17 protein-coding genes, 1 pseudogene and 1 riboswitch are annotated in these 25,141 nt (G+C 66.9%); of the genes and pseudogenes, 15 read left to right on the top strand and 3 right to left on the bottom strand.

The annotated features are described in order from the left end of the window. Nucleotides 1-70: 70 nt before the first annotated feature. Nucleotides 71-2,506 (bottom strand): TonB-dependent receptor plug domain-containing protein, encoded by a 2,436-nt coding sequence (locus ACCQ01_RS16800; protein ID WP_228431855.1) that lies wholly within the window; start codon nt 2,504-2,506, stop codon nt 71-73. Nucleotides 2,507-2,710: 204 nt separating this feature from the next. Here ACCQ01_RS16800 and ACCQ01_RS16795 point away from each other — a divergent pair, with 204 nt between their 5' ends. From ACCQ01_RS16795 to ACCQ01_RS16775, 5 genes are all read left to right on the top strand, one after another. After that, the gene (locus tag ACCQ01_RS16795; protein ID WP_012437623.1) at nt 2,711-3,184 is read left to right on the top strand and encodes a DUF3574 domain-containing protein; all 474 of its coding nucleotides are present in this window, start codon (nt 2,711-2,713) and stop codon (nt 3,182-3,184) included. Between the two features lie 23 nt (nt 3,185-3,207). Beyond that, the gene (locus ACCQ01_RS16790; RefSeq protein WP_228431856.1) at nt 3,208-4,080 is read left to right on the top strand and encodes an FG-GAP repeat protein; all 873 of its coding nucleotides are present in this window, start codon (nt 3,208-3,210) and stop codon (nt 4,078-4,080) included. Nucleotides 4,081-4,217: 137 nt separating this feature from the next. Further along, nucleotides 4,218-5,819: a hypothetical protein gene (locus ACCQ01_RS16785; RefSeq protein ID WP_115556602.1), complete on the top strand. Its 1,602-nt coding sequence runs from the start codon at nt 4,218-4,220 to the stop codon at nt 5,817-5,819. After that, nucleotides 5,816-6,982: a lysozyme inhibitor LprI family protein gene (locus ACCQ01_RS16780; protein ID WP_228431857.1), complete on the top strand. Its 1,167-nt coding sequence runs from the start codon at nt 5,816-5,818 to the stop codon at nt 6,980-6,982. The genes ACCQ01_RS16785 and ACCQ01_RS16780 overlap by 4 nt, the downstream gene beginning before the upstream one ends. Before the next feature lie 412 nt (nt 6,983-7,394). Next, nucleotides 7,395-8,207 carry a DUF3014 domain-containing protein gene (locus tag ACCQ01_RS16775; protein ID WP_228431858.1) on the top strand — a complete coding sequence of 271 codons (813 nt, stop codon included), beginning with the start codon at nt 7,395-7,397 and terminating at the stop codon, nt 8,205-8,207. Nucleotides 8,208-8,400: 193 nt separating this feature from the next. Here the strand turns inward: ACCQ01_RS16775 and ACCQ01_RS16770 are convergent. Together ACCQ01_RS16770 and ACCQ01_RS16765 are read right to left on the bottom strand one after the other, a co-directional pair. Further along, nucleotides 8,401-9,107, bottom strand: a pseudogene (locus ACCQ01_RS16770) (glutathione S-transferase). A 43-nt stretch (nt 9,108-9,150) separates the two neighbouring features. After that, nucleotides 9,151-9,459 (bottom strand): GIY-YIG nuclease family protein, encoded by a 309-nt coding sequence (locus ACCQ01_RS16765; protein WP_228431859.1) that lies wholly within the window; start codon nt 9,457-9,459, stop codon nt 9,151-9,153. A gap of 225 nt (nt 9,460-9,684) precedes the next feature. Between ACCQ01_RS16765 and ACCQ01_RS16760 the strand changes: the two genes are divergently transcribed. The 10 genes from ACCQ01_RS16760 to btuB all read left to right on the top strand — a co-directional run bounded on the left by ACCQ01_RS16760 (nt 9,685) and on the right by btuB (nt 25,057). Then, nucleotides 9,685-11,943: a TonB-dependent receptor gene (locus ACCQ01_RS16760; protein WP_228431860.1), complete on the top strand. Its 2,259-nt coding sequence runs from the start codon at nt 9,685-9,687 to the stop codon at nt 11,941-11,943. An 82-nt stretch (nt 11,944-12,025) separates the two neighbouring features. Beyond that, entirely contained in the window at nt 12,026-13,354 is a 1,329-nt protein-coding gene (locus ACCQ01_RS16755; RefSeq protein WP_228431861.1) for an LLM class flavin-dependent oxidoreductase, read from the top strand. Nucleotides 13,355-13,370: 16 nt separating this feature from the next. Next, on the top strand, nt 13,371-14,411 hold the full coding sequence (gene mgrA, locus ACCQ01_RS16750; protein WP_228431862.1) for an L-glyceraldehyde 3-phosphate reductase: 1,041 nt from the start codon (nt 13,371-13,373) through the stop codon (nt 14,409-14,411). An 11-nt stretch (nt 14,412-14,422) separates the two neighbouring features. After that, nucleotides 14,423-15,388: an aliphatic sulfonate ABC transporter substrate-binding protein gene (locus tag ACCQ01_RS16745; RefSeq protein ID WP_228431863.1), complete on the top strand. Its 966-nt coding sequence runs from the start codon at nt 14,423-14,425 to the stop codon at nt 15,386-15,388. A gap of 49 nt (nt 15,389-15,437) precedes the next feature. Next, nucleotides 15,438-16,226, top strand: coding sequence for an aliphatic sulfonate ABC transporter permease SsuC (gene ssuC / locus ACCQ01_RS16740; RefSeq protein ID WP_372358903.1), 789 nt, complete (start codon nt 15,438-15,440; stop codon nt 16,224-16,226). Further along, nucleotides 16,223-17,038: an ATP-binding cassette domain-containing protein gene (locus ACCQ01_RS16735; RefSeq protein ID WP_228431865.1), complete on the top strand. Its 816-nt coding sequence runs from the start codon at nt 16,223-16,225 to the stop codon at nt 17,036-17,038. The genes ssuC and ACCQ01_RS16735 overlap by 4 nt, the downstream gene beginning before the upstream one ends. A gap of 154 nt (nt 17,039-17,192) precedes the next feature. Beyond that, a complete protein-coding gene (clpB, locus tag ACCQ01_RS16730) occupies nt 17,193-19,778 on the top strand; it encodes an ATP-dependent chaperone ClpB (protein ID WP_076054205.1) in 2,586 nt (861 codons plus the stop codon). Between the two features lie 136 nt (nt 19,779-19,914). Further along, complete coding sequence (locus ACCQ01_RS16725) at nt 19,915-20,826, top strand: DUF6624 domain-containing protein (RefSeq protein WP_323370313.1); 912 nt, start codon at nt 19,915-19,917, stop codon at nt 20,824-20,826. 166 nt (nt 20,827-20,992) lie between these two features. After that, nucleotides 20,993-22,279 (top strand): O-acetylhomoserine aminocarboxypropyltransferase/cysteine synthase family protein, encoded by a 1,287-nt coding sequence (locus ACCQ01_RS16720; protein ID WP_014508673.1) that lies wholly within the window; start codon nt 20,993-20,995, stop codon nt 22,277-22,279. Between the two features lie 561 nt (nt 22,280-22,840). Further along, a riboswitch (cobalamin riboswitch) is annotated at nt 22,841-23,063 on the top strand. A 116-nt stretch (nt 23,064-23,179) separates the two neighbouring features. Next, nucleotides 23,180-25,057: a TonB-dependent vitamin B12 receptor gene (gene btuB, locus ACCQ01_RS16715; RefSeq protein ID WP_228431867.1), complete on the top strand. Its 1,878-nt coding sequence runs from the start codon at nt 23,180-23,182 to the stop codon at nt 25,055-25,057. The last annotated feature ends 84 nt before the right edge of the window (nt 25,058-25,141 follow it).

Genomic DNA, 25,141 nt, shown 5'->3' with positions numbered 1-25,141 from the left:
CCTCTCCCGTAGGAGAGGGGCTGAAGCAGTCTCTCTGAGGGAGAGCGGTTTTCAAGCTCTTCGCGGTTGCTCAGAAGCTATACCGCACCCGTCCATACCAGTACGCGCCATTGCTGCCGATCGGCGAAAGCACGTCGTAGGGCAGGTTGCCGAAGTAGGCGATGTCGTCGATGGAGCGGTCCGAGTAGTTGTCCAGGATGTTCTGGCCGCCGATCGCCAGCGTCCATTGCGTGCCCAGGCGGTATTCGGCTTCCAGGTCCAGCTGCCATTCCGCGCCGTAGGTCTGGCGCGGCACGAAGCCGTCACCGAAGTCGAACACGCGGGTGGCGCTGCCGTAGCGGTTGACGCGGCTCTGCAGGTTCCAGTGCTCGTTGCTCCAGTTGGCGGCGAGCGAGGCGCGGGTGCGCGGGGCTGCATCGGTGAGCGTGTTGCTCTCTTCCACGCCGAACAGCACGTAGTCCGGATCCAGCGCCAGCAATTGCGACGGCGTGGCGATGACGTTCTTCAACTCGGTCTTGGCGTAGCTGTAGGTGCCGGTCAGCAGCAGATCGCCGCCGAAGGCGTACTGGCGCCAGTTGGCGACCAGCTCGGCGCCGCGGGTGCGGGTGTCGGCGGCGTTGAGGAAGTAGCTGGCACTCTGCACGCCGGTGACGCCGAAGTTCTGCTGCACGAAATCGGTGAGGCTGCTGCCGGTGATGTCTTCGGACAGCGCGATGCGGTCGTCGATGTCGATCTGGAAAAAGTCCAGCGACAGGTCGAAGTGATCGCCCAGCTTGCTGGTGAAACCCAGGCTGGCGTTGATCGACTTTTCCGGCTTCAGATCGGTGGCACCGAGCGCGCGGGCGATCGGGTTGTTGACCGACAGCAGGCGGCCCTGGGTCAGGCGGCCCGCGGCATCGTAGCCGGTGGAGGTAGCTTCGTAGCCGATCTGGCTCAGCGAGGGCGCACGCACGTTGTTGGAGACCGCACCGCGCAGCGCGAATGCCGGCGCGAACGCGTAGCGTGCAGCCAGCTTGCCGGTCCATTGGCTGCCGAAATCCTGGTAGTGCTCGTAGCGGCCGGCCAGGTCGGTGGAGAACTTGTCGCCGAACTGGCTGGACACGTTGGCGTAGACGCTGGCCACATTGCGCGACAGATCGGCCTCGTCCTGCGGGGTGAGCCCGCCGCCGGCCTGCGAGCCGGTGGGGCGATCGGTGAACGGGCCGGCCGCGTAGCTGGCCGGGTCGCCGGCATGCGTGCGGTACTGCTCACGGCGGAATTCGGCGCCGGTGCCGAAGGTGTGGGTGGCACCGGCCGCATCGAACACGCGGGTCAAATCGAAATTGCCCAAGGTCTGCGCAAAGGCGAAATCACCGGTCTTGAAGCGCGTGGTGCTGCCCGGCCCGAGCGAGGCGTTGAGCGAGTTGCGCAGCCGGTAGGTGAAGTCGTTGCGGCCGTAATCCAGGCTGGCGTCGTAGTCCCAGTCGCCCCATTGCCCACGGGCGCCGGCCACGATCTGCAGGTCGCGGTTTTCGCCTTCGGAAATCGGGCGGTAGCCGTTGGGGTAGATCTCGCGCCAGTTGGCGCTGCTGTCCGGGTAACGGAAGTAATTGGCGCCTTCGGTGTCGCGCTGGTTGTAGGTACCGAAGGCGTAGAACTCGCCGGTGGCACTGAACGGAATCTTGGTGTTGAGCCAGGCGTTCAGGCCCTTGGTGGCGCCATCGCCGAGCACGTAATTGCGCTGGCCGGCCAGGGCCAGGTTGGCGGGGGTCTGTTCTTCGAACGGCGGAATCTGATCGAACCCGGCGCGGTTGGTCGCCTCGCGGTTCTTCAGCTCCAGGCCCACCTTGAAGAAGCCACCGTCATCGCCCAGCAGCGTGCCGACCTTGGCGCTGGCATAGCTGGTCTGGCCATCGGTGATGCGCCGATTGATCGGCTCCACATCGGTGTTGTACGCACCGAAGCTGGCTTCCAGTTCACCGCGCTCGGGGTTGTCGTCCAGGATCACGTTGATGACCCCGGCGATGGCATCGGAGCCGTATTGCGCGCCGGCGCCGTCGCGCAGCACTTCGATGCGCTTGATGGCGTTGATCGGGATGGAATTGAAATCCACCGGCGTGGTGCCCTTGCCGATCTTGCTGTCGGTGTTGACCAGTGCAGAGGTGTGGCGGCGCTTGCCGTTGACCAGCACCAGCACCTGGTCGGGCGAGAGCCCGCGCAGCTGTGCGGCGCGGATATGGTCGGCGCCACCGGAGTTGGACTGGCGCGGGAAGTTGAACGAGGGCAGCAGCGCCTGCAGCGCGCTGCCCAGTTCACCGTTGACCACGCCGGCCTTGCGGATGTCCTCGGCGGTGAGCACGTCCACCGGCACCGTGGATTCGAGCACGGTGCGGTCGCTTGCACGGGTGCCGGTGACGATCACCGTGTCCAGCGTGGTGGCGCCGGGCGCGGCTTGCTGGGCCTGGGCGTTGGCGCTGAGGACGGCGGCCACGGCCAGGCCGATAACCGAAAGGGTGGGGCGGGTCATGCTGTCTCCTGAAATACGGCAGGCCGCCGCGCGTCGGCATCCGGCCGCGCTGGCGTGCAAGGTGGGGACCGGGAGTGTTCCACTTCCATCCGGATGGAGAGATATTATCGTGTTGTTCAGGCCGGCGCGAGATGGCACAGTGCCCCCGCGCCGGCATGAGCTGATATCCCGCCTGCATGAGCCGGCCCCCGCCTGGAGAGATCGATGAAGTTGTTGCCGTCCTGCCTGTTCGCCGCCGTGTTGGCGTTGTCTGCCTGCGCCACCACGCCGGGGCACGCGCCGGCCTCCACCACCGCCAGCCTGCAGGGCGACGCCGCGCGCCCGGCGGCAGCGCGGGGCTGGGTGCGGAGCGAGCTGTATTTTGGAGTGGGCGAGGAAACCGGCCCGGCCGACCGCCCGCAGACCCGCACCATCAGCGACGCGCAGTGGCGCGCGTTTTTGGACAAGGAAGTGACCCCGCGCTTTCCGGACGGGCTCACCGTGTTCGACGCCTACGGCCAGTGGCTGTTCCGCGGCGCCAAGGAACCGAACCGGCTCGGCACCAAGGTGCTGGTGATCCTGCACGAAGACAGCCCGCAGCGGCGCAATGACATCGAGGCGATCCGCCTGGCGTGGAAGCAGGCCACCGGTCACCAGTCGGTGTTGTGGGCGCGGCAGCCGGTGGACGTGTCGTTCTGAGCCGGATCCCTGCGGGCAGCCGCATGCGCCGCCGCTGGCAGGCGCCACACCTCCGCACCGTGGCGAGCAGCAGTGTGCTCGCCGCAGCCGCGCTGCTCACGTGCGCCGCGTCGGCACGCGACACCCACGTGCAACTGACGCTCGATGCGCACACCCGCGCCACTGCCAGCCTGGTCGGCACGCGCCTGCATGTGGTGCTGGCGCCCGGCGGCCAGCAGCAGTGGCTGGACGCGGACCTGGACGACGGCGAAGCCACCGGCAGCGTGCGCAGCGACGATTACAACTTCGATGGCCATCCGGATCTGGCAGTGACCGTGATGCTCGGGCAGGTCAACGAAGCCACGCGGGTGTTCCTGTATGACCCGGCGCAGCGGCAGTTTCGCCTGCTGACCGCGCCCACGCGCCCGCAGGTGCAATGCGCAGGGTTCTGGAATCTCACCCCGGACCCGCAACAGCGCAGCCTGAGCAGCTCCTGCCGTAGCGGGCCGATGTGGTACGCGGACGTATACCGCTATGACGCCGCTGGGCGCCTGTATGTATCCACCACCCAGCAGCCAATTGCCGCGCAGGTGATCCTGGACGTGCTGGGCCCGGGTACCGAAGAGGGCATGCCGTTTTCGGTGTGGCCGCGCTTCGATGCGCAGGGCGGGGTGATCGGCACGGAGATTGGCCAGAGCCTGGAAGCACCCCGGCCTGCCACATTTCAGGTGCAGGTGCCACGCTTGCCGCTGTATGCCACGCCCACCGCGACCACCACGCGGCGCTATCTGATCAAGGGCGATCGCCTCGAGGCGCTGGACGTGAGCGCGGACCAGACCCGCCTGCAGGTGCGGTTTCGCAGTGCCGGCCATGCGGAGAGCACTGGCTGGATCCGTGCCGACCAGGCCCTGCCCTGAGTCATCGCGTGCATCGGGATGCTGCCGCTGGCGGTCCTCAGCGGCGGCGCTGCAGCAGCACGCTCTGATCTACCGCGCCGCTGTCGCGCATGCGGGGCAGCGGCTACCATCGCCTGTCCCCTCGCATCCTGGCTCCCATGTCGGCCCCTTCCTCGCGTACTGCGGCATCCCCGCGCTGGTTCGTCTCCGGCGACCTCAATGGCTTCTTCGGCCTGGTGGTCGACAATCTCTCCATCCTCGGCTTCATCGCGATGGCGTTGATCGGCCTGTTCCAGTTCCCGCCCGACGTGGTGTACGGCCGCATGTTCCCCGGCACCGCATTCGGTGTGCTGGTGGGCAACCTGCTCTACACCCTGATGGCGCGCCGCCTCGCCAGGCGCACTGGTCGCGATGACGTCACCGCCATGCCGCTGGGCCTGGATGCACCCACCAGCATCGGCATGGCGCTATTGGTGCTGGGCCCGGCGTTTGCCGGCTTCAAGGCGCAGGGACTGGACCCGCAGGCTGCGGCGATCGCCACCTGGAAACTGGGCATGGCCGCGCTGGTGGTGATGGGGCTGCTCAAGCTGGTGCTGTCGTTTGTTGGCGAAGCGGTTACGCGCGCGCTGCCACGCGCCGCATTGCTGGGCTCCATCGCCGGCATCGCGCTGGTGCTGATGGGCTTGTTGCCGCTGCTGGAAACCCTGCGCTCGCCGGTGGCCGGCTTCGTCACCCTGGGCTTGTTGCTGTATGTGCTGCTGGCCAAGGGCCGCCTGCCGATCAAGTTGCCCGGCGTGCTGGTGGCCTTCGTGATCGGCACAGCGCTGTACTACGGCCTGGGGCTGGCCGGCCTGGGTGCGCCTGGATTCGCGGTCCCGGCCTGGGTGGCGCCCCAGATGGTGTTGCCACTGCCGAATCTGGGCTTTATCGATGGCTTGCCGTCCACCTTGCCGTATCTGCCGTTGCTGCTGCCGTTTGGCCTGTTGATGGTGGTGGGCGGCATCAACGTGAGCGAAAGCGCGCGTGCGGCCGGCGATGATTACCGCACCCGCGACATCCTGCTGGTGGAAGCACTGGCCACGCTGGTGGCCGGCGTCTGCGGCGGTGTGGCGCAGACCACGCCGTACATCGGCCAGCCAGCCTACAAGCACATGGGCGCACGCACCGGCTACACGCTGCTGACCGGGTTGTTCGTCGGCATCGGCGGCATGCTCGGCATCATCAGCGGGTTGGTGCAGTGGCTGCCGTTGGCGGTGCTGGCGCCGATCATCGTGTACGTGTCGATCGACATCACCACGCAGGCCTTCCAGGCCACGCCGAAGCAGCACGCCGGTGCGATGGTGCTGGGCTTTCTGCCATCGGTGGCCTACCTGCTGGCAATCAAGGCGCCGATCTGGATCGCGCCGGAGCAACTGGTGGCGCTGACCACCAAGGTCGACAGCCATGGCCTGCCGGAACTGGCCGTGGTCTTCGCGCTGGGCAATGGCTTCATCATCACCGCGATGTTGTGGATTGCGGCGGTGGTGGCGATGATCGACGGCAGGCTGCGGCGCGGCGCGGTGTTCCTGCTGGTCGCGGCCGGGCTGACCCTGTTCGGGTTGATCCACTCGGTGGACCCGCGCGGCGGCATCTATCTGCCCTGGTCGCTGCAGGGCCTGGCGCGCGTGATCAGCTGGCAATTCGTGGGTGCGTACGTGGCGCTGGCGGCAACGCTGCTGCTGCTGTCGCTGCTGCCGGCACGTAAAGAGACGCTGGCATGAACCGGCACGCGCACGCGCTGCGGGTGGTGCTGGCCGGTGCGGCGTTGCTGGCCAGCGGTGGCGCGTGGTCTGCATCGTTCGACTGTGCGCGCGCAAGCACGGCGGTGGAACAACGCCTGTGTGCGTTGAAGGCGCTGGGCCTGCTCGACGAACGCCTGGATGCGTCCTATCAGGAACTGCTGCAGACCACGCCGCGCAGCGCGGTGGCCGCTGTGCGCGAGCAGCAACGCGCCTGGCTGCGGCAGCGCAATGCCTGCGCGCAGAACGCCACACCGGACGACTGCCTGCAGCGCAGCCTCAGTGCCAGGGCCGATGCGCTGGACAAGGCGCTGGCCGCGCAACAACAGGCCCTGGACCGCATCATTGCCAGCATCCCGAGCGCACCGGCTGCGGCGGCGCGTCAATTGCAGGCCTACGACACGCCGCTGGCATCGGCGTGGTTGGTGTATCTGCATCAATTCGTGCCGGCCGCGGGTGTCGATGCAGCGCTGTCTGCGGCGCGTTTTCAGAGTGCGCGCGCGGCATTGCGCAAGGTCGACAGCTTTGCCGATTCGGTGCTGAACGATGAGGCCACCGGTCCTGACGTGCAGGAACCGGACAAGACACTGACGCTGTTGCGCATGTGGATCGAGCGCAACGACAGCACGCGCCCGTATGTGCATTGCTTCATTTTCAGCACGCTTGGCGAGCCGGCGTACGAGGCGTTCGGCCCGCTGTACGGTTCCACCCGCGACAGCTTCGCGCCGTTGTGCGAGCCGCCGGGCGGCCTGTTCGCGCTGCCGGCCTGGACCCAGCTCGATGCCGCGTTTGCGTCGTTGATCGAATCGATCAGCAAGGACGCCGGCACCATCCGCTACGCCAGCTATGCCGAGTGGGAGGTCATCGCACTGCGTGCGTCGCTCTCGCCATTGCTGTATCTGCAGCCGGCCTTGCGCAAGCGCTATAGCGGCGATCCGGACCAGGCGTTGGCTGCCTGGACCGGCGAGGCCAGCGCATGGCCGGCCGACGACCGCAAGGCCGCACGTGCACTGCTGCCGAAGGTGCGTGCCGACACCGCTGCCTGGCTGGTGCGCGAGAAGCATTTGCCGGCCGCACAGGCGCAGCAAGTGGCTGCTGCGATTGTCACTGCCTGGGTGGACGCCCGCCTGGACTTCGATAGCTGAGGCAGCGGCGGCCTGATGCGGCGATCAACCGCGACGGCATGGCAGTTGCGGATGCGCTGGTCGGCCGCGCGCTTCCGTTGCCAGCGGTGACGCACGTGTTGGCGGCGAGGCGTAAACGCGAGGCTCGTTTGTTATTTGCGAAGACCGGCACACCGCTGGCGTGCTGCCGCGCTTGGAGGCCGCATGTGGCCTGCGTGTGCTGCAGCTTCCCTGCGGCGTTCGCAGTCTCTGGCACCTATTCACACGATTGAGCAGGCGCGCTTGGCTGCGCATGGCGGTTGCTGCGCTGCGCAGATTTCTCGCGGCTGGCGTATGCGCGTGCAGCAGCCCGGACGCGTGCAGCACTCGATGGAACCACCGCGCGATCGCACGGTCACACCTTGGTGTGTTGTCGATTTCTAGGAGTTCCCTGATGCAATCCAGACCTTCGCGCTGGCCGTGGCTGCTGGCGATTCCGGTCATGATCGGTGCCGGGTGGTGGCTGTTCCGCGGCACTGCTGAAGCGCCCAATGCGGCTTCCACGCCCAAGCCCACAGCCGTGGCGGCTGCGGCGCCAACAACGCCCGCGCCCGCTGCCCCCAGCGCGCCGCAGCACCCGCTGCCGGCGCACCCGGCCGATGCCGCCGATGCGGCGATTCCACCGCTGGCGAAAAGCGATAGCGCCGCGTGGGAGGCACTGCATGCGCTGGTGCCCGATGAGGCTGCGCTGGCCATCGTGCTGCGCGATCACCTGATCCAGCGTGCCGTAGTGATGATCGACAACCTAACCCAGCCCAGCATGAGCCGACGTGCCTCGGTGTTGCAGCCGGTGCCCGGTGAGTTGCAGGTGGCCGAGGCCGACGGGCGCAGCGTGATCGACACCACCAACGCCACACGTTACGCACCCTATGTGGCCGCGTTCACTGCGCTGGATGCGCAAGCGCTGGTCGCCACGTATGTGCGCTTCTATCCACTGATCCAACAGGCGTATGCGGAGCTGGGCGCGCCGGACCGCTATTTCAACGATCGCCTGATCGCGGTGATCGATCACCTGCTGCTGACCCCGGAAGCGGCGCAGCCGATCGTGGTGGTGAAAGACGAGCGCGGGCGTTACCGCTACGCGAATCCGGCGCTGGAGTCGCTTTCGGTGGGGCAGAAGGCCCTGCTGCGGCTTGGCCCGACCCAGGCGGCCGCGGTGAAGGCGCAGTTGCAGCGAATCCGTGCGGCGGTGCTGCGCGGGCGGTGAGCGGTGTGTTGGTAGGCAGCGCGTCGATCACGCTGCCGAAGACCTGTGCTTAAACACGGCCGCCATCGGCCACACTGGTCGCAGCACGCGCTGGCGCGCGGCGACCGGTGGCGTGCTGGCCTGCTTCAGTGCGCGCCTGTGATGTGCACACAGCGAGGCACACGCGCAACGCTGCGCGATCGCGGCGACAGCATCACGCCGCATCCAGCTTCGGGTAATGCCGGAAGATGCCGTTGGTGTTGAAGGCGACACGGCGTTCCGAGGCTAGGTACGCTGCAATGCGCGGCCGTTGCGCAACGCGCTGCTGCAGCGCCGTCAAGCCCGGAATATCGGTGGCGAGTGTCGCCATCCGCTTGGGGAACATGTACTCCAGGCCGCTGACCAGCTGGAACAACGACAGATCCACATACGAGTGCTCGCGCAGGATGTGGTTGCCGCCGGCGTGTTGCAACACCTGCTCGAAGTAGCCCAGGAACTTCGGCAGCCGATTCTCGCGCAGGTCCTTGGCGCGTTGCTTGGCGGCGTCTTTCTGGTCTTCGTAATACTGCATGCTGGCGATCGGGTGGTGCGTGTCGTGCACCTCGGCCACCAGGTCGGCGATGTCATCTGCAACTGCAGCGCCTGCAGGCGGCGGGCTTCTGATTCCGGCACCAGCTGCAGCTGCGGCCCGAGGAAATGCAAGATCGCTGCCACCTGTGCCACGACCGTGCGGCCGGCCTTGAGGAAGGGCGGTGCAAACGGGCGCGCACCGTCTGCGCTGCCGTCCAGGAATGTGTTCATGACCTCGTCGCCTTCGACGCGGGCCACATCGGTGTAGGCGGCACCGGCGTCTTCCAGGGCCAGGCGGACGAATTCGCCGCGGCCCTGCAAGCCGGTCCAGTAATAGAGCTGGTAGTGCATGCGCTGCTCCAGGAGAGGGCAGGGCAGGCTAGGCAATCGACGGCTAGGCGGGCGTGAGCGGCGTGTCGTCGGGCCGTGACCCGGCGGGCAGCACCCCCTGTGCCTGCAACCAGGCCAGCTTGCGTGCGCGCGGCTGCTGCTTGAGCAACCACTCCGCGCGGGAGGCGGCGGCCCGGTCCGGATAGGTCTGGCTGGCCAGCACCTGCAGTGGCGGGTTCGCACGTGTGTAGCGGGCGCCGGTGCCACGCAGATGCGCCTGGAAGCGCCGCTCCAGATCGTTGGTGATCCCGGCGTAGTAGCTGCCATTGCGACAGAGCAGCAGATAGAGGTGCCAGGGCTTGGGTGCATCCATTGGCGCATTATCGCCGCTTCGTGCGCGCCGCACAGCCGCGCGCGCATTGCGTGCGCCGGCTGCAACACAGACGGTTGCGTGCGTGAGCGAATAACCACCAAGCCATTGGTTATTTGACGCCTGTGGTGGTGGCAAACAGCATGCAGACATCGCGCTGCGCGGCCGAGTCGGCTTGCGCGCCATCGCTGCCGCCATGCCTGGCATGGCGCATCCATAAGGAACTGCATGTCCGTGCGCTACCGGTCCCCGGCCGACTCCACTGCTGCTTCCACCCTGTTCTCGGCAACCCCGCGCCTGCTGGTGTGGAGCCTGTCGTTGGCGTGCGCACCGGCGTTCGCCGACACGCGTGCCAACGATGCACCAGTGCCCGCGCCGGCCGCGCAGACCCTGGGCGCGGTGACGGTCACTGCGACGCGGCGCGAAAGCACCTTGCAGCAGGTGCCGGTGGCGGTTTCGGTGGTGCAGGGCCAGACGCTGGAGCGCGAGAACCGCAACACGGTGGCGGACCTGCCCACGCTGGTGCCCAGCCTGACCTTTCGTGCAGGCGCCTCCAACAAGGACACTTCGCTGTTCCTGCGTGGCGTGGGCACCATTTCCACCTCGCCCGGCGTCGAGCCCAGCGTGGCCACCGTGGTCGACGGTGTGGTGCTGGGGCGGCCCGGGCAGGCCACGCTGGAGCTGCTCGATATCGAACGTATCGAAGTGCTGCGTGGGCCGCAAGGCACCTTGTTCGGCAAGAACGCCTCGGCCGGTGTGCTCAACATCATCAGCAAGCCGGTGCCGGAGGTGTTTGGTGGGTCGGTCGATTACGCGCACTTTGGTGGCGGCGACGAGAACCGCGTGCGCGCCAGCGTTGGCGGTGCACTGGTGCCGGGTGTACTGAAGGCCAGCGTGTCGGCGTTGTGGGCAGACTACGGCGGCGACGTGCGTAACGTGGCCGATGGCACGCAGGTCAACGGCTACGAGCGGTCCGGTGCGCGGCTGCGGCTGGAGCTCACCCCTAACCCGGATTTGACTGCCACGTTGCTGGCGGATTTTTTGCAGTCGCGCAGCGATGCACCCAGTGGCGTGGTGGTGGCGAGCACGCGTGCGGATTTTGCCGCGGCGCTGGCGCCGGTCCAGGCCACGGCCGACAACCGCCAGATCAACAGCGATTACCGCACGCACCTGGACGACACCAGCAAGGGCGCCTCGCTGCAGCTGGATCAGCAATTGGGCGATGCCTTGCTGACCTCGATCAGCGCCTGGCGGCAGTGGGACAACACCCAGTTCCAGGATGGCGACCGCACCGCGCAAAGCAGCGCGGCGTTTCCGTCCTCGCACGATCGCGGCGACCTGGGCTACACACAGTATTCGCAGGAACTGCGGCTGCAGACCCCGCGTGACCGTGCCGTGGAGGCAGTGGCCGGGCTGTACTACCTGCATGCGCGTAACGACGAAACCTACCAACGCAGCGTGGTTTCGCCAGGTGCGCGCACGTTGGGCACTGCCAACTACGCCACGCGTGCGCAGACCGTCGCCGCGTTCGGCGAGGCCACCTGGCACTGGCGCGAGGACTTGCGCGCGCTGCTGGGCGCGCGCATCACCCGCGATACGCTCGACTACCGCCATCAGCGCGTCTCCACTGCGGCCGCTGCGGCGACCGGGATCCAGCCCTCCACCGCCAGCCGCGGCAGCACCGAAGAGACCGGCGTGTCCGGGCGTGCCGGCCTGCAGTACGACATCGCGCCGCAGACCACCGGCTACCTGACCTATTCGCGTGGCTACAAGGGACCGGCCTACAACGTGTTCTTCAACATGCAGCCGCGCGACACGCCGGCGTTGCAGCCGGAAACCTCCAACGCGTGGGAGCTGGGCCTGAAGACGCGCGCGCTGGATGACCGGCTCAGTGCCAACCTGGCGCTGTTCCATACCGACTACGCCAACTACCAGGCCAACTTCTTCGACACCGTGGCCGGGCAGGTGGTGACACGCCTGATCAATGCCGGGCAGGCACGCACGCAAGGCCTGGAACTGGATCTGGACTATCGCCCCACCGAACGCCTGACCCTGGCCGCATCGCTGGCCTACACGCAGGCACGCATCCAGCGCTTCGCCTGCCCGGCGGCGGCCGCCGCCAACTGCAATGTCGACGGCAAACCCTTGCCGTTTTCGCCGGACTGGAAGGGCAACCTGCGCGCCGGCTACCGGGTGCCGTTGTCCGGCACGCTAGCGCTGGAATTCAACGGCGACGTGGCCTGGCAGGACAGCGTGCAGTACGACCTGAGCCAGACCCCGCAGACCATCCAGGGCCCGCATGCCATCTGGAATGCCAGCGTGGCGTTGGCCGATGACCTGCACGGCTGGCGCGTCGCCGTGCTCGGCCGCAACCTGGGCGATCGCGCCTATGCGCCGCTGTTGGCCAATGCCACCGGCAATGTTTACCGCCTGGTCCCACGCGACGATCGTCGCTACGTGGGGCTGCAAGTGCACAAGGATTTTTGAACATGCCTCTGCTGTTGCAACGCGTTGTACGGAAGCACACGTCGTCTGTTGACTCGGTTTGGAGCGCGCGCGGGTTGTTGGCATGAGCGTGCCACGCCAGCTCTCGCTGGGCGCCTTCCTGATGGCCACCGGGCATCACGTGGCGGCGTGGCGGCATCCACAGGTCACTGCCGATCCGCTGGTGTTCGACGACTACCGCGCGATGGTGCAGATCGCCGAGGCGGCCAGGTTCGATGCGGTGTTCATCGCCGACAGCCTGGCCGCCGCCGGTGGGCCGGTTGCTCCGCGCATGGCGCGCTCCAGCCTGTTCGAGCCGATCACCCTGCTCAGTGCGTTGGCTGCGGTGAGCGAGCGCATCGGCCTGATCGCCACCATGACCACCAGCTACAACGAGCCGTATCACGTGGCACGCAAGTTCGCCTCGCTGGACCATCTCTCCGGCGGGCGTGCCGGCTGGAACCTGGTCACCTCCGATGCGGCCGACGAAGCGCTCAACTTCAACCGCGATGCGCACTATGTGCATGCCGAACGCTATGCGCGTGCACGCGAATTCCAGCAGGTGGTGGCGGGGCTGTGGGATAGCTGGGACGACGATGCCTTTGTCGCCGACAAGGCCTCCGGCCTGCACCATGATCCAACGCGTGCGCATGTGCTGGATCATCGCGGCACGCATTTCCAGGTACGCGGCCCGCTCAACATCGCACGCGCGCCGCAGGGCCATCCGGTGCTGGTGCAGGCGGGTTCGTCCGAGCCTGGGCGTGCGTTGGCGGCCGAAACCGCCGAGGTGGTGTTCACCGCGCAATCGTCGCTGGCCAAGGCGCAAGCGTTCTATGCCGACATCAAGGGCCGGCTGGAGCACTTCGGGCGCAGCCGCGATGCGTTGAAGGTGCTGCCGGGTGTGTTCATCGTGGTGGGCCAGAGCCAGGCCGAAGCGCAGGAAAAATTCGAGCAGTTCCAGAAGCTGGTGGAGCCGGAGGTCGGTATCGCGCTGCTGTCGCGCATGCTGGGGAATTTCGACCTGTCCGGGTATCCGCCCGATGGCCCGTTACCGGACCTGCCGTTGACCGAAACCGGCCAGCGCAGCCGCCAGCAGTTGTTCACCGAACTGGCCGGGCAGGAGCAGCTGAGCATCGCCCAACTCGGGCGGCGCATTGCGGGCGGGCGCGGCCATTACAGCCTGATCGGCACGCCCACGCAGATTGCCGACGAGCTGCAGGCGTGGTTCGAACAGGACGCGGCCGATGGCTTCAATGTGCTGGTGCCGCACCTGCCCGGTGGGCTGGCCGATGTGGCCGCGCACGTGGTGCCGGAGCTGCAGCGGCGCGGGTTGTTCCGGCGTGAATACCAGGGGCGCACGTTGCGCGATCATCTGGGGCTGCAACGCCCCATCAATCGCTTCAGCGCACGCTGAGCCACCGGACTCCGCCATGACCTATCTCGCACATCCCGATCGTTACGACCGTATCGCTTACCGCCGCGTTGGCCGCAGTGGCCTGGTGCTGCCCGCGCTATCGCTGGGCCTGTGGCACAACTTCGGCGACAGCACCCCGATCGATACCCAGCGTGCCTTGTTGCGCACTGCGTTCGACCTGGGCATTACCCACTTCGATCTGGCCAACAACTACGGCCCGCCGTACGGCAGTGCGGAGATCAACTTCGGTCGTCTGCTGCGCGAAGATCTCAAGCCGTATCGCGACGAGCTCATCATTTCCACCAAGGCCGGCTGGGACATGTGGCCGGGCCCGTATGGGCAGGGCGGCGGCTCGCGCAAATATCTATTGTCCAGCCTGGATCAAAGCCTGCAACGGCTGGGCGTGGACTACGTGGACATCTTCTATTCGCACCGGTTCGATGCGCACACGCCGCTGGAAGAAACCGCCGGCGCGCTGGCCAGTGCGGTGCAGCAGGGCAAGGCCTTGTACGTGGGCATTTCCTCGTACTCGTCGGCCCGCACGCGCGAGATCGCCGCATTGCTGCGCGAGTGGAAGGTACCGCTGCTGATCCACCAACCGGCCTACAACCTGTTCAACCGCTGGCCCGAACACGACCTGTTGGACACCACTGCCGAGCTGGGTGCGGGCGTGATTGCATTCACCCCATTGGCGCAGGGCCTGCTGACCGGCAAGTACCTCAACGGTGTGCCGGACGATGCGCGGGTGAATCGTCCCGGCGGGCAATCGCTGCGGCCCGAGCACCTGTCCGAGGACAACCTGCAACGCGCGCGCGGGCTGGATGCGATTGCCAAGCGGCGCGGGCAGAGTCTTGCCCAGCTGGCGTTGGCGTGGGTGCTGCGCGACCCACGGGTGAGCTCGGCCCTGCTTGGCGCCAGCCGCCCGGAGCAACTGCTGGAAAACGTGGCAGCGCTGCAGACGCCGGAGTTCAGTGCAGAGGAATTGGCCGAGATCGATCGCCATGCGGTCGAAGGCGGTATCAACCTCTGGGAAAAACCCTCCACCGATTGGCAATGACGAGGTCTTCGATGCGCAAGCGTGTGCTGCTAGGTGTGGTGTTGCTGCTCGGCATGGCGTGGTCGCTGTGTGCGGCGGCGGCAGAACCAGCGCAGTTGCGCATTGGCTACCAGAAAGCCGTCTCCAGCCTGGTGCTGGCCAAGCAGCACCGGTTGCTGGAGCAACGCTTTCCACGCACCAAGATTCAGTGGGTGGAGTTCCCGGCTGGGCCGCAATTGCTGGAAGCCTTGAACGTGGGCAGCATCGATCTGGGCGGTGCGGGCGATATTCCGCCGTTGTTCGCGCAGGCCGCCGGCGCCGATCTGCTGTACGTGGGCTGGGTGCCGCCCACGCCGAAGGCCGAAACCATCCTGGTGCCGAGCAAGAGCACGCTGCGCACTGTGGCCGACCTCAAGGGCAAGCGCGTGGCGTTTCAGAAAGGCTCCAGCGCGCACAACCTGCTGCTGCGGCTGTTGGCCAAGTCTGGCTTGAGCCTGCGCGACATCACACCGCTGTATCTGTCGCCGGCCAATGCGCGCGCTGCGTTTGCGGCGGGGCAGGTGGATGCGTGGGCGATCTGGGACCCGTGGTATTCGGCGTTGACGCTGGATGGCAGCGCACGCCTGCTTGCCAACGGCGAGGGCGTGGGGCTCACCGGCGGGTTTTTCCTGGCATCGCGGCGTTATGCCAACGCGTGGGGCCCGTTTCTGCAGCAGGTGATGGGGCAGCTCAACCAGGCCGACGGTCTGCTGGAGCGCGACCGTGCAGGCAGCATCCGCATCCTGGCGCAGGTGAGCGGGCTGCCGCCGGCGGTGGTCGAGCGCAGCCTGTCGCATCGCCCACCGGCGAGCGTGCAGCCGCTGAGCGCACAGGTAATCAAGGCGCAGCAGGCAACCGCAGATCTGTTCTACGCGCAGCGGTTATTGCCCAAGCGCGTGCTGGTGGCACCGGCGGTGTGGCGCGCGCCTGCTGCCGCGGCGACGGCGGCGGGCAAGTGATGCGCGAGTGGCCTGTGCCGCAGCGTGCCATCGACTGCGAGGGATGGCGATGACGCACCGCCGCCGCTGGCACGAGGCCGTCGTGCCCTGGCTGCTGCCGGTGACGGTGGTGGTGGCCTGGCAACTGGCCGCCACCTGGGGCTGGCTGCCGCAGCGCATCCTGCCGGCGCCCGATGCGGTGCTGCGTGCAGCGGTCGCGCTGGTGCGCAGTGGCGAGCTGTGGCAGCACCTGGCCATCAGTGGCTGGCGCGCGGCGGTGGGCCTGGCGATCGGCGGCAGCATTGGATTGGCGCTGGGCCTGTTGACCGGCGTGTCGCGCGTGGCCGAACGCCTGCTCGACAGCAGCCTGCAGATGCTGCGCAACGTGCCGCACCTGGCGCTGATTCCGCTGGTGATCCTGTGGTTCGGCATCGACGAGGGCGCCAAGCTGTTCCTGGTGGCACTGGGCACGTTCTTCCCGATCTATCTCAACACCTATCACGGCATTCGCAGCGTGGACCCGGCCCTGGTCGAAATGGCGCGCAACTATGGCGTGCGCGGCCCGCAGCTGTTTATCGATGTGTTGTTGCCGGGTGCGTTGCCGTCGATTCTGGTCGGGCTGCGCTTTGCGTTGGGCCTGATGTGGCTGACGCTGATTGTGGCCGAGACGATTTCTGCCAGTTCCGGCATCGGCTATCTTGCGACGAACGCGCGCGAGTTTTTGCAGACCGATGTGGTGGTGGTGGCGATCGTGCTGTACGCACTGCTCGGCAAGCTGGCCGATCTGGCCGCACGTGGGCTGGAAGCCTGGTGGCTGGGCTGGCACCCAACACAACACCGGGCGGCGCTGCGCCGATGAGTGCGACCACTTCCAGTACCGGCTTGCCACTGACGCTGCGCGACATCGGCAAGCGCTATGGCGGCAGCGCGGTGCTACGCGGCATCGATCTGGACATCGCACCCGGGCAGTGCGTGGCCGTGGTCGGGCGGAGCGGTTGCGGCAAGAGCACCTTGCTGCGCGTGATCGCCGGGCTCGAAGCGGCCGATACCGGTACGGTTGCCAGCGGCCACGCACCGCTGGCAACGCAGCGCGATGCGGTGCGGCTGATGTTTCAGGACGCACGCCTGCTGCCCTGGAAGCGGGTGATCGACAACGTGGCGCTCGGCCTGGGCCGCGCCGGGCGCGCACAGGCACAGGCGGCGCTGGACGCGGTGGGCCTGGGCCCGCGCGCTGGTGACTGGCCGGGCACGCTCTCGGGCGGGCAACGCCAGCGCGTGGCCCTGGCGCGTGCGCTGGTGCACCGGCCGCGGCTGTTGCTGCTGGACGAACCGCTGGGCGCGCTGGATGCATTGACGCGCATCGAGATGCAGCAGCTGATCGTGCAGCTCTGGCGGCAGCATGGCTTCACGCTGGTGCTGGTGACCCACGACGTGGCCGAGGCCAGCGCACTGGCCGACCGCATCGTGGTGATCGAGCACGGCCAGGTCGGTCTGGAAGTAGCGGTGCCCGCGCCGCATCCGCGCCTGCCCGGTGCGCCAGCGGTGGCAGCGATCCAGGCACAGGTGTTGTCGCGTCTGCTGGGGCCGCCGTCGCCCGGTGCCGCCGCGGCGGCAGAGGCGCAACCTGGCACTGCCGCGCAGGCAGAGAAACCGTTGCGGCGGTTCGCCTAGCGGCCCGTCTGCGGACCCACGCCAGGCCAACAGCGGCGGCGTCAAGGCCCGCTGCCAGGGGCGTGGACACAGCGCCCAGCCTTGAAACGCCGCCCGCCAGCCGCATCTGCACGGTATCGCCGGAAACGCCGGCCACCAGTTCAGAGGATTTCTCATGCGGATGGACAAGCTCACCTCGCGGTTCCAGCAGGCGCTGGCCGACGCGCAATCGCTGGCCGTGGGCCGCGACCACAACATCATCGAACCCGTGCACGTACTGGCCGCCTTACTCGACCAGAGCGGTGGCAGCACGCGCCCGCTGCTGTCGCAGTCCGGCGTCAACGTGCCGGCACTGCGCGAGCGCCTGGGCGAAGCGCTGGACACCCTGCCCAAGGTGTCCGGGCAGGAAGGCAACCTGTCGATCGGCAACGATCTCAATCGCCTGCTCAACCAGACCGACAAGCTCGCCCAGCAACATGGCGATGCCTTCATCGCCAGCGAGTGGTTCGTGCTGGCCGCTGCAGACGATGCCAGCCCGCTGGGCGTGGCGCTGCGCGCGGCCGGTGGCGACAAGAAGAAGATCGAAGCGGCCATCGACAAGCTGCGCGGTGGCGAAACCGTGCAATCGGAAAATGCCGAGGAACAACGCCAGGCGCTGGAGAAGTACACCATCGACCTGACCGCGCGCGCGGAGAGCGGCAAGCTCGATCCGGTGATCGGCCGCGACGAAGAAATCCGCCGCACCATCCAGGTGTTGCAGCGCCGGACCAAGAACAACCCGGTGCTGATCGGCGAACCGGGCGTGGGCAAGACCGCCATTGTCGAAGGCCTGGCGCAACGCATCATCAACGGCGAGGTGCCCGAAGGCCTGCGCGGCAAGCGCGTGCTGTCGCTGGACATGGGCGCGCTGATTGCCGGTGCCAAATTCCGCGGCGAATTCGAAGAACGCCTGAAGGCGGTGCTCAGCGACCTGTCCAAGAACGAAGGCCAGATCATCCTGTTCATCGATGAGCTGCACACCATGGTCGGCGCCGGCAAGGCCGATGGCGCGATGGATGCCGGCAACATGCTCAAGCCGGCGCTGGCGCGTGGCGAACTGCATTGCATTGGCGCCACCACGCTGGACGAATACCGCAAGTACATTGAAAAAGACGCTGCGCTGGAGCGCCGTTTCCAGAAAGTCTTCGTGGGCGAGCCGACGGTGGAAGACACCATCGCCATCCTGCGGGGCCTGAAGGAGCGCTACGCGGTGCATCACGGCGTGGAGATCACCGACCCGGCGATCGTGGCCGCGGCCACCTTGTCCAACCGCTACATCACCGACCGTCAGTTGCCGGACAAGGCCATCGACCTGATGGATGAAGCCGCATCGCGCATCCGCATGGAGATCGATTCCAAGCCCGAAGAGCTCGACCGCCTGGAGCGTCGCCTGATCCAGCTCAAGATCCAGCGCGAGATGCTCAAGAAGGAAAAGGACGAGGCCTCGCGGCAACGTCTGGCCGATCTGGAAAGCGACATCGACAAGCTCGAACGCGAATTCTCCGATCTCAACGAAGTGTGGAAGTCGGAGAAGGCCGCGTTGCAGGGCACCACCAAGATCAAGGAGCAGATCGAGCACGCCAAGCTGGAGCTGGAGGCGGCGCAGCGGCGCCAGGACTACGCCAAGATGAGCGAGATCCAGTACGGTGTATTGCCGCAGCTGGAAAAGCAGATGCTGCTGGCCAACGAGGTCGAACATCACGACTTCAAGCTGGTGCAGGACCGCGTGACCGCCGAGGAAATCGCCGAGGTGGTGTCGCGTTGGACCGGTATTCCGGTCAACAAGATGCTCGAAGGCGAGCGCGACAAACTGCTGCGCATGGAAGACGAACTGCACCGCCGCGTGGTGGGCCAGGAAGAAGCGATCAAGGTGGTGTCCGATGCGGTGCGCCGCTCGCGTGCCGGCCTGTCCGATCCCAATCGTCCGAGCGGTTCGTTCCTGTTCCTGGGGCCGACCGGCGTGGGCAAGACCGAGCTGTGCAAGGCGCTGGCGGATTTCCTGTTCGACAGCACCGAGGCCATGATCCGCATCGACATGAGCGAGTTCATGGAGAAGCATTCGGTCTCGCGCCTGATCGGTGCGCCTCCGGGCTACGTGGGCTACGAGGAAGGCGGCTATCTCACTGAAGCTGTTCGCCGTCGCCCGTATTCGCTGATCCTGCTGGACGAGGTAGAGAAGGCGCACGCCGATGTCTTCAACATCCTGTTGCAGGTGCTCGATGATGGCCGCCTCACCGACGGCCAGGGCCGCACTGTGGACTTCCGCAATACCGTCATCGTGATGACCTCCAACCTGGGCTCGCACCAGATCCAGGAGCTGTCCGGCGACGGCAGCGCCGAAGCCTACACGCAGATGAAGGCGGCGGTGATGGGCGTGGTGCAGGCGCACTTCCGCCCGGAATTCATCAACCGGCTCGACGACATCGTGGTGTTCCATCCGCTGGACAAGGCGCAGATCAAGTCGATCGCGCGCATCCAGTTGCAGGGCCTGGAAAAGCGCCTGGCCGAACGCGGCCTCAAGCTGGACCTGGACGACCCGGCGCTGGAACTGTTGGGCAACGTCGGCTTCGACCCGGTGTATGGTGCGCGCCCGCTGAAGCGTGCGATTCAGTCGCAGGTGGAAAACCCGCTGGCCCAGCAGATTCTCTCCGGCCAGTACGCCAGCGGCGATACCGTGCGCGTACGCACCGAAGGTGGGCATCTGGCGTTTACCAAGGGCTGATTCTGAGGTTCACGGAGTCACGATCGCCCCGCTGATGCGGGGCGATGTGTTTGGCGGAGGATCACTGGTAGCGGTGGGTGCGCGCCGCATCGGCACGGCGCTATGATCGTGGCAGGCACTCAGGCAAGGAATGCAGATGCGCATGCTGTTGGTGGTAGTCGGTATTGCCGCGTTGTCCGGTACGGTGGACCTCAGCCTGGCCGCCGAACAACCGGAATTCATGGAAGGGTTCACCGCCTACCAGGCGCAGGACTATCCACGTTGCGCGCATATTTTGGAGGGTGTGTGGCGCGCGGGTATGCCGGCGCCGCAGAAGTTTGTCTTGCTGCCTGCAGAATGCCTCGCGGCAGCCGGGCAGGCCGATGCGGCGCTGCGCTATCTCGACGAAGAGCTGCCACGCGGGCGCATTGCCATGGATGACCTGCGGGCGAAAGATGCTCCAGGGTTGAACGCACTACGCAAGACCGCAGGATGGCCGGCCTTGCTCACCAAAGCCGAACAGGTCAACGCACAGCAACGTGCCACCTGGGATCAGCCCTTGCGGGACCAGCTGCTGGTACGCCTCAGGAAAGATCAGCAAGTGCGCAGCGAGGTCTTTGTCGACGGCAAGGCGTCAGGCGACTGGAAGAAGCTGCTTGCGGTCGATCGCGACAACACCGCGTGGTTGAAAGAGGTCGTGGCGTCCAAGGGGTGGCCCGGCAATCGTCTGGTCGGGGTGGAAGGCGCGAGTGCTGCAGTGTTGCTTGTGCAGCACGCCGATGCGGACCCCGCGTTTCAGCAGCAGATGTTGCCTGTGCTGGAGGCCGCGCTCACCAGGCAGGACGTGGCCGCGGACGATGTCGCGCTGCTGACCGATCGCGTGTTGCGTGCGCAAGGCAAGCCACAGCGTTATGGCACGCAGTTCAAGCCGGGCGGGGACGGCAGCATGGCCCTGGAGCCGACCGAAGACGAGGCCGGTCTGGATGCGCGCCGTCGGGCTGTGGGCCTGCCGTCGATGGCGGTCTATAAGCGCATGCTGGGCGAGGCGTACCACACGCCGGTGCGTTGATCGCTGAAGCGTTGATCGCTGAAGCGTGGCGCATGGCTGTGGACTTCTGGTCAAGCTGCATTCGCAGGAGCGAACCTGCCCGCTGGCAATCTGCTCATAGCCGGCCGTCATGAGGCAGGCGCCGCAGGCCGGGTATCGTCGGGCCTCCTCCTGAGCGAGCCGCGCCATGACCGATCCGCAGTGGAAGCCTGAAACCATCGCCGTGCACGGTGGCTACCGTCCTGATCCCACCACCCGCGCGGTGGCGGTGCCGATCTATCAGACCGTGGCGTATGCCTTCGACGACACCCAGCATGGCGCGGACCTGTTCGACCTCAAGGTGCAGGGCAATATCTACAGCCGCATCATGAACCCGACCAACGACGTGCTGGAGCAGCGCGTGGCTGCGCTGGAAGGCGGCATCGGCGCGTTGGCGCTGGCGTCGGGACAGGCGGCGGTGACCTATGCGATCCAGACCATCGCCGAGGCTGGCGACAACATCGTCTCCTCCAGCGCGTTGTATGGCGGCACCTACAATCTGTTCGCGCACACGCTGCCGCAGTTCGGCATCACCACGCGCTTTGCCGACTATCGCGATCCGCAGGCGTTTGCCGGCTTGATCGACGAGCGCACCAAGGCGGTGTTCGTCGAGTCGATCGGCAATCCGCGCGGCAACATCACCGATATCGAAGCGGTGGCGGCAGTGGCGCATGCGCACGGTGTGCCGCTGATCGTGGACAACACCGTCGCCACGCCGTCGCTGCTGCGGCCGATCGACTTCGGCGCGGACATCGTGGTGCATTCGCTGACCAAATACCTGGGCGGGCACGGCAACAGCATCGGCGGTGCGATCGTGGACAGCGGGCGCTTTCCGTGGGCGGCGCACAAGGCACGGTTTGCGCGCCTCAACGAGCCGGACGTGAGTTACCACGGCGTGGTCTATACCGAAGCCTTGGGCGAGGCCGCCTATATCGGTCGTGCGCGCGTGGTGCCGCTGCGTAATACCGGTGCGGCGTTGTCGCCGTTCAATGCATTCCTCATTTTGCAAGGCATCGAGACCTTGCCGCTGCGCATGGAGCGCATCAATGCCAACACGCTGGCGATTGCGCGGTATCTGCAGGAACACGCGCGCGTGGCCTGGGTCAATTACGCCGCATTGCCGGATCACCCCGAGCATGCGTTGGCGCAGAAGTATCTGGGCGGGCATGGCTCGGGCGTGTTGACCTTCGGCCTGCCGGGTGGACGCGCGGCGGGTGCGCGGTTTCTGGATGCGCTGCAGCTGTTCACGCGGTTGGTCAACATTGGCGACGCCAAATCGCTGGCCACGCATCCGGCCTCCACCACGCACCGTCAGCTCGGCCCGGCCGAACTGGAGCATGCCGGCGTCAGCGAGGACACCGTGCGGTTGTCGATCGGGATCGAGCACATCGATGATCTGCTGGCGGATCTGGAGCAGGCGCTGCAGGGCGCGTGATGCTTTTTTAGCCCATCTCCTGTCGGGGCGCGGAGCGGGGTTGGGGGTGAGGCCTAGCGAAGCACGATGCCTGCCGGGACTGGCATCAGTAAGCGCGCCAGCGCGGCCGGGGATCGGCTCTTCGGCTCGGTCAGACATCCTGTCTGACTCGCCGCGCGGCACATCCGTGTGCCGCTCTCCGCCAATCCCCGGCCACGCTGCCGCCTCGGCGCGTTGCGTCCATGACCTGGAAATTTTGAACAAGCCAATATGCGTGCTTGAGCCCCTCTCTCCTCGGAAACGGCTAGCCCCTCTCCCGCTGGGAGAGGGGTTGGGGTGAGGGTACGGGGGCAAAGCCCACGCGTATGTGCGAGATGAAGCTCGGTGGCGGACATGCTGGCAACCGGGGCATGCTCTCCAGACATGGTATGCGGCTTCGCCCCGCACCCTCATCCGCCCCTTTGGGGCACCTTCTCCCGGTGGGAGAAGGGATTGGGGATTCGCCATTTGGAAGCGAGGTGATGCGTCGCGCTGCGCTTGGCCGGTTGCCGGAGACCGCCGAGGCGCCCCAGCCAATCCTGCTACCATGCGCGCCCCTGAGGTGACTGCCGGAGTTCCGGTGGTTTAAACGGGAATCCGGTGCGCGGATCGCCTTGGCGAGACGCAAGTCCGGAGCTGCCCCCGCAACGGTGGGCGAGGTCAGGTGCCGCAACACGCCACTGTGCACACGCATGGGAAGGCGCGGTACCGGAAGCGCAGGCTTCCACTCGCGAGCCCGGAGACCGGCCTGAGGGATTGACCCGGCACGCGGTGGGCGTGGCCTTGTGCGTCTGGTGCTTGCGCGCCGGACGCCTGGCCCGTTGCTGCCTGCCGCCCCCATTGCCCCCGCGCGGGTTGGCGCGGTTCCTGGAGCAGCAGTCGATGTCCCTTTCTTCCGTTTCGCCGTGCCGTGCCGTGCTGGCCGTTTGCCTGTCGATGTGCGTGGCCGCGCTGGCCCAGGCCGAGGCCGCTGTCGATCTCGACCAGGTGGTGGTCACCGCGACGCGCACCGCGCAGACCCAGGACCAGACCCTGGCGCCGGTGACGGTGATCGACCGTGCGCAGATCGAGCGCCGCCAGATCAATTCGCTGCAGGACCTGTTGCGCGGCGAAGCCGGCGTGTCACTGGCCAATAACGGCGGCCCCGGCAAGCAGACCTCGTTGTTCCTGCGCGGCACCGAGGCCGACCACCTGGTGGTGCTGGTGGATGGCGTGCGTGTCGGCTCGGCCACTGCCGGCGGCGCGGCGTTGCAGGACATCCCGTTCGAGCAGATCGAACGGATCGAGATCGTGCGTGGCCCGTTCTCCAGCCTGTATGGTTCCGAGGCGCTGGGCGGCGTCATCCAGTTATTTACCCGGCGTCCGGAAGGCCGCTTCGTGCCGACCTTCAGCGCTGCGGCCGGGAGCGACAATGCGCTCCGCTACAGCGCCGGCGTGGCCGGGCGCAGCGATGGCGATCTGGGCGAGCGCGGCGGTTGGTATTCGGTCAACGCAGTGCACGACGAGACCGACGGCATCAACGCCTATCTGGACACCCGCTCCAGCAGCTACGACCCGGACCGCGATGGCTACCGCAACGATTCGTTGAATGTGCAGGGCGGTTGGCGCTTCAACCGCCAGTGGGATGCCGACGTGCACGCCTTGCGCGCGCAGAGCCGCAACGAATACGACGGCTCGGCCTTCGGCGGCAACCTGTCCAAGGGCGTGCAGCAAGCCGTGGGCGGCCGCGTGCGGTATGCGCCGACCGACGCGTTCAAGCTCACGGCCAGCCTCGGGAGCAGCGTGGATTTCAGCGATGCGTATTTCGACGGCACCTATGTGTCCACCTACGACACGCGGCGCAAGCAGGGTTCGTTGCAGGCCGATGTGGAAGCCGGCCCGGGCTTGCTGACGGTGGGGTTTGACTGGCAGCGCGATGCGATTGCAAGCAGCGACACCTACGATGCCGACAGCCGCATCGACCGCGCCGCATTCGCGCAGTGGCAGCAGAGCTTCGGCACGCAGTCGCTGCAGGCCAGCCTGCGTCGCAACGACAACAGCCAGTTCGGTGGCAAGACCACCGGCAGCCTGCTGTGGGGCTGGGATGTCGCTGAGCATCTGCGTGTGACCGCCAGCTATGGCACCGCGTTCAAGGCGCCCACGTTCAACGAGTTGTATTACCCGGACTACGGCAATCCGCTGCTGGGGCCGGAAACCTCCAGGAGCGCCGAGCTGGGCCTGCGTGGCAACTACGACTGGGGCACCTGGACGCTGAGCGCGTTCCAGACCCGCATCGATGATCTGATTGCCTACGACGCCGGGCTGGTGGATGCCACGCATCCGTTCGGCCAGCCGAACAATATCGACCAGGCGCGCATCCGCGGCGTGGAAGCCGGCTACGACACCGAACTGGCCGGCTGGACCGTGCGTAGCGCGCTGACCTGGCTGGACCCGCGTGCCGATGGCGACGTCAACCATGGCAACTGGCTGCCGCGGCGTGCACGCCAGAGCGGGCGCATCGATGCGGACCGCAGCTTCGGCGCGTTCGGCGTGGGTGCCAGCCTGTTCGGCGCCGGCAAGCGCTACGACGACCTGGCCAACAGCGACCGCCTGGCGGGTTACGGCCTGCTCGATCTGCGCGTGAGCTATGCGGTGAACGCAGACTGGAAGGTGTCGCTGAGCGCCAACAACGTGTTCGACCGCCAGTATGAAACCGCGCGCTGGTACAACCAGCCGGGGCGCGCCTACCTGCTGACGTTGCGTTATCACCCGGCGCAGTAACCCTGCGCCGTACAGCGTGCAGGTGGGCCACGGCGGCAACCGGAATCGCCACGCACGCGGCGATTCCAGCGCTCGCGTCGCCGC

The sequence above is a fragment of the Xanthomonas sp. NCPPB 4037 genome (genome assembly GCF_041475695.2).
Lineage (GTDB): Bacteria > Pseudomonadota > Gammaproteobacteria > Xanthomonadales > Xanthomonadaceae > Xanthomonas > Xanthomonas campestris.
This window is presented reverse-complemented; position numbering and strand designations above follow the sequence as displayed.

Excerpts from the sequence above, each read along its gene's own strand:
- ACCQ01_RS16800 (WP_228431855.1), bottom strand. The coding sequence starts at position 2,506 with ATGACCCGCCCCACCCTTTCGGTTATCGGCCTGGCCGTGGCCGCCGTC.
- ACCQ01_RS16795 (WP_012437623.1), top strand. The coding sequence starts at position 2,711 with ATGAAGTTGTTGCCGTCCTGCCTGTTCGCCGCCGTGTTGGCGTTGTCT.
- ACCQ01_RS16790 (WP_228431856.1), top strand. The coding sequence starts at position 3,208 with ATGCGCCGCCGCTGGCAGGCGCCACACCTCCGCACCGTGGCGAGCAGC.
- ACCQ01_RS16785 (WP_115556602.1), top strand. The coding sequence starts at position 4,218 with ATGTCGGCCCCTTCCTCGCGTACTGCGGCATCCCCGCGCTGGTTCGTC.
- ACCQ01_RS16780 (WP_228431857.1), top strand. The coding sequence starts at position 5,816 with ATGAACCGGCACGCGCACGCGCTGCGGGTGGTGCTGGCCGGTGCGGCG.
- ACCQ01_RS16775 (WP_228431858.1), top strand. The coding sequence starts at position 7,395 with ATGCAATCCAGACCTTCGCGCTGGCCGTGGCTGCTGGCGATTCCGGTC.
- ACCQ01_RS16765 (WP_228431859.1), bottom strand. The coding sequence starts at position 9,459 with ATGGATGCACCCAAGCCCTGGCACCTCTATCTGCTGCTCTGTCGCAAT.
- ACCQ01_RS16760 (WP_228431860.1), top strand. The coding sequence starts at position 9,685 with ATGTCCGTGCGCTACCGGTCCCCGGCCGACTCCACTGCTGCTTCCACC.
- ACCQ01_RS16755 (WP_228431861.1), top strand. The coding sequence starts at position 12,026 with ATGAGCGTGCCACGCCAGCTCTCGCTGGGCGCCTTCCTGATGGCCACC.
- mgrA (WP_228431862.1), top strand. The coding sequence starts at position 13,371 with ATGACCTATCTCGCACATCCCGATCGTTACGACCGTATCGCTTACCGC.
- ACCQ01_RS16745 (WP_228431863.1), top strand. The coding sequence starts at position 14,423 with ATGCGCAAGCGTGTGCTGCTAGGTGTGGTGTTGCTGCTCGGCATGGCG.
- ssuC (WP_372358903.1), top strand. The coding sequence starts at position 15,438 with ATGACGCACCGCCGCCGCTGGCACGAGGCCGTCGTGCCCTGGCTGCTG.
- ACCQ01_RS16735 (WP_228431865.1), top strand. The coding sequence starts at position 16,223 with ATGAGTGCGACCACTTCCAGTACCGGCTTGCCACTGACGCTGCGCGAC.
- clpB (WP_076054205.1), top strand. The coding sequence starts at position 17,193 with ATGCGGATGGACAAGCTCACCTCGCGGTTCCAGCAGGCGCTGGCCGAC.
- ACCQ01_RS16725 (WP_323370313.1), top strand. The coding sequence starts at position 19,915 with ATGCGCATGCTGTTGGTGGTAGTCGGTATTGCCGCGTTGTCCGGTACG.
- ACCQ01_RS16720 (WP_014508673.1), top strand. The coding sequence starts at position 20,993 with ATGACCGATCCGCAGTGGAAGCCTGAAACCATCGCCGTGCACGGTGGC.
- btuB (WP_228431867.1), top strand. The coding sequence starts at position 23,180 with ATGTCCCTTTCTTCCGTTTCGCCGTGCCGTGCCGTGCTGGCCGTTTGC.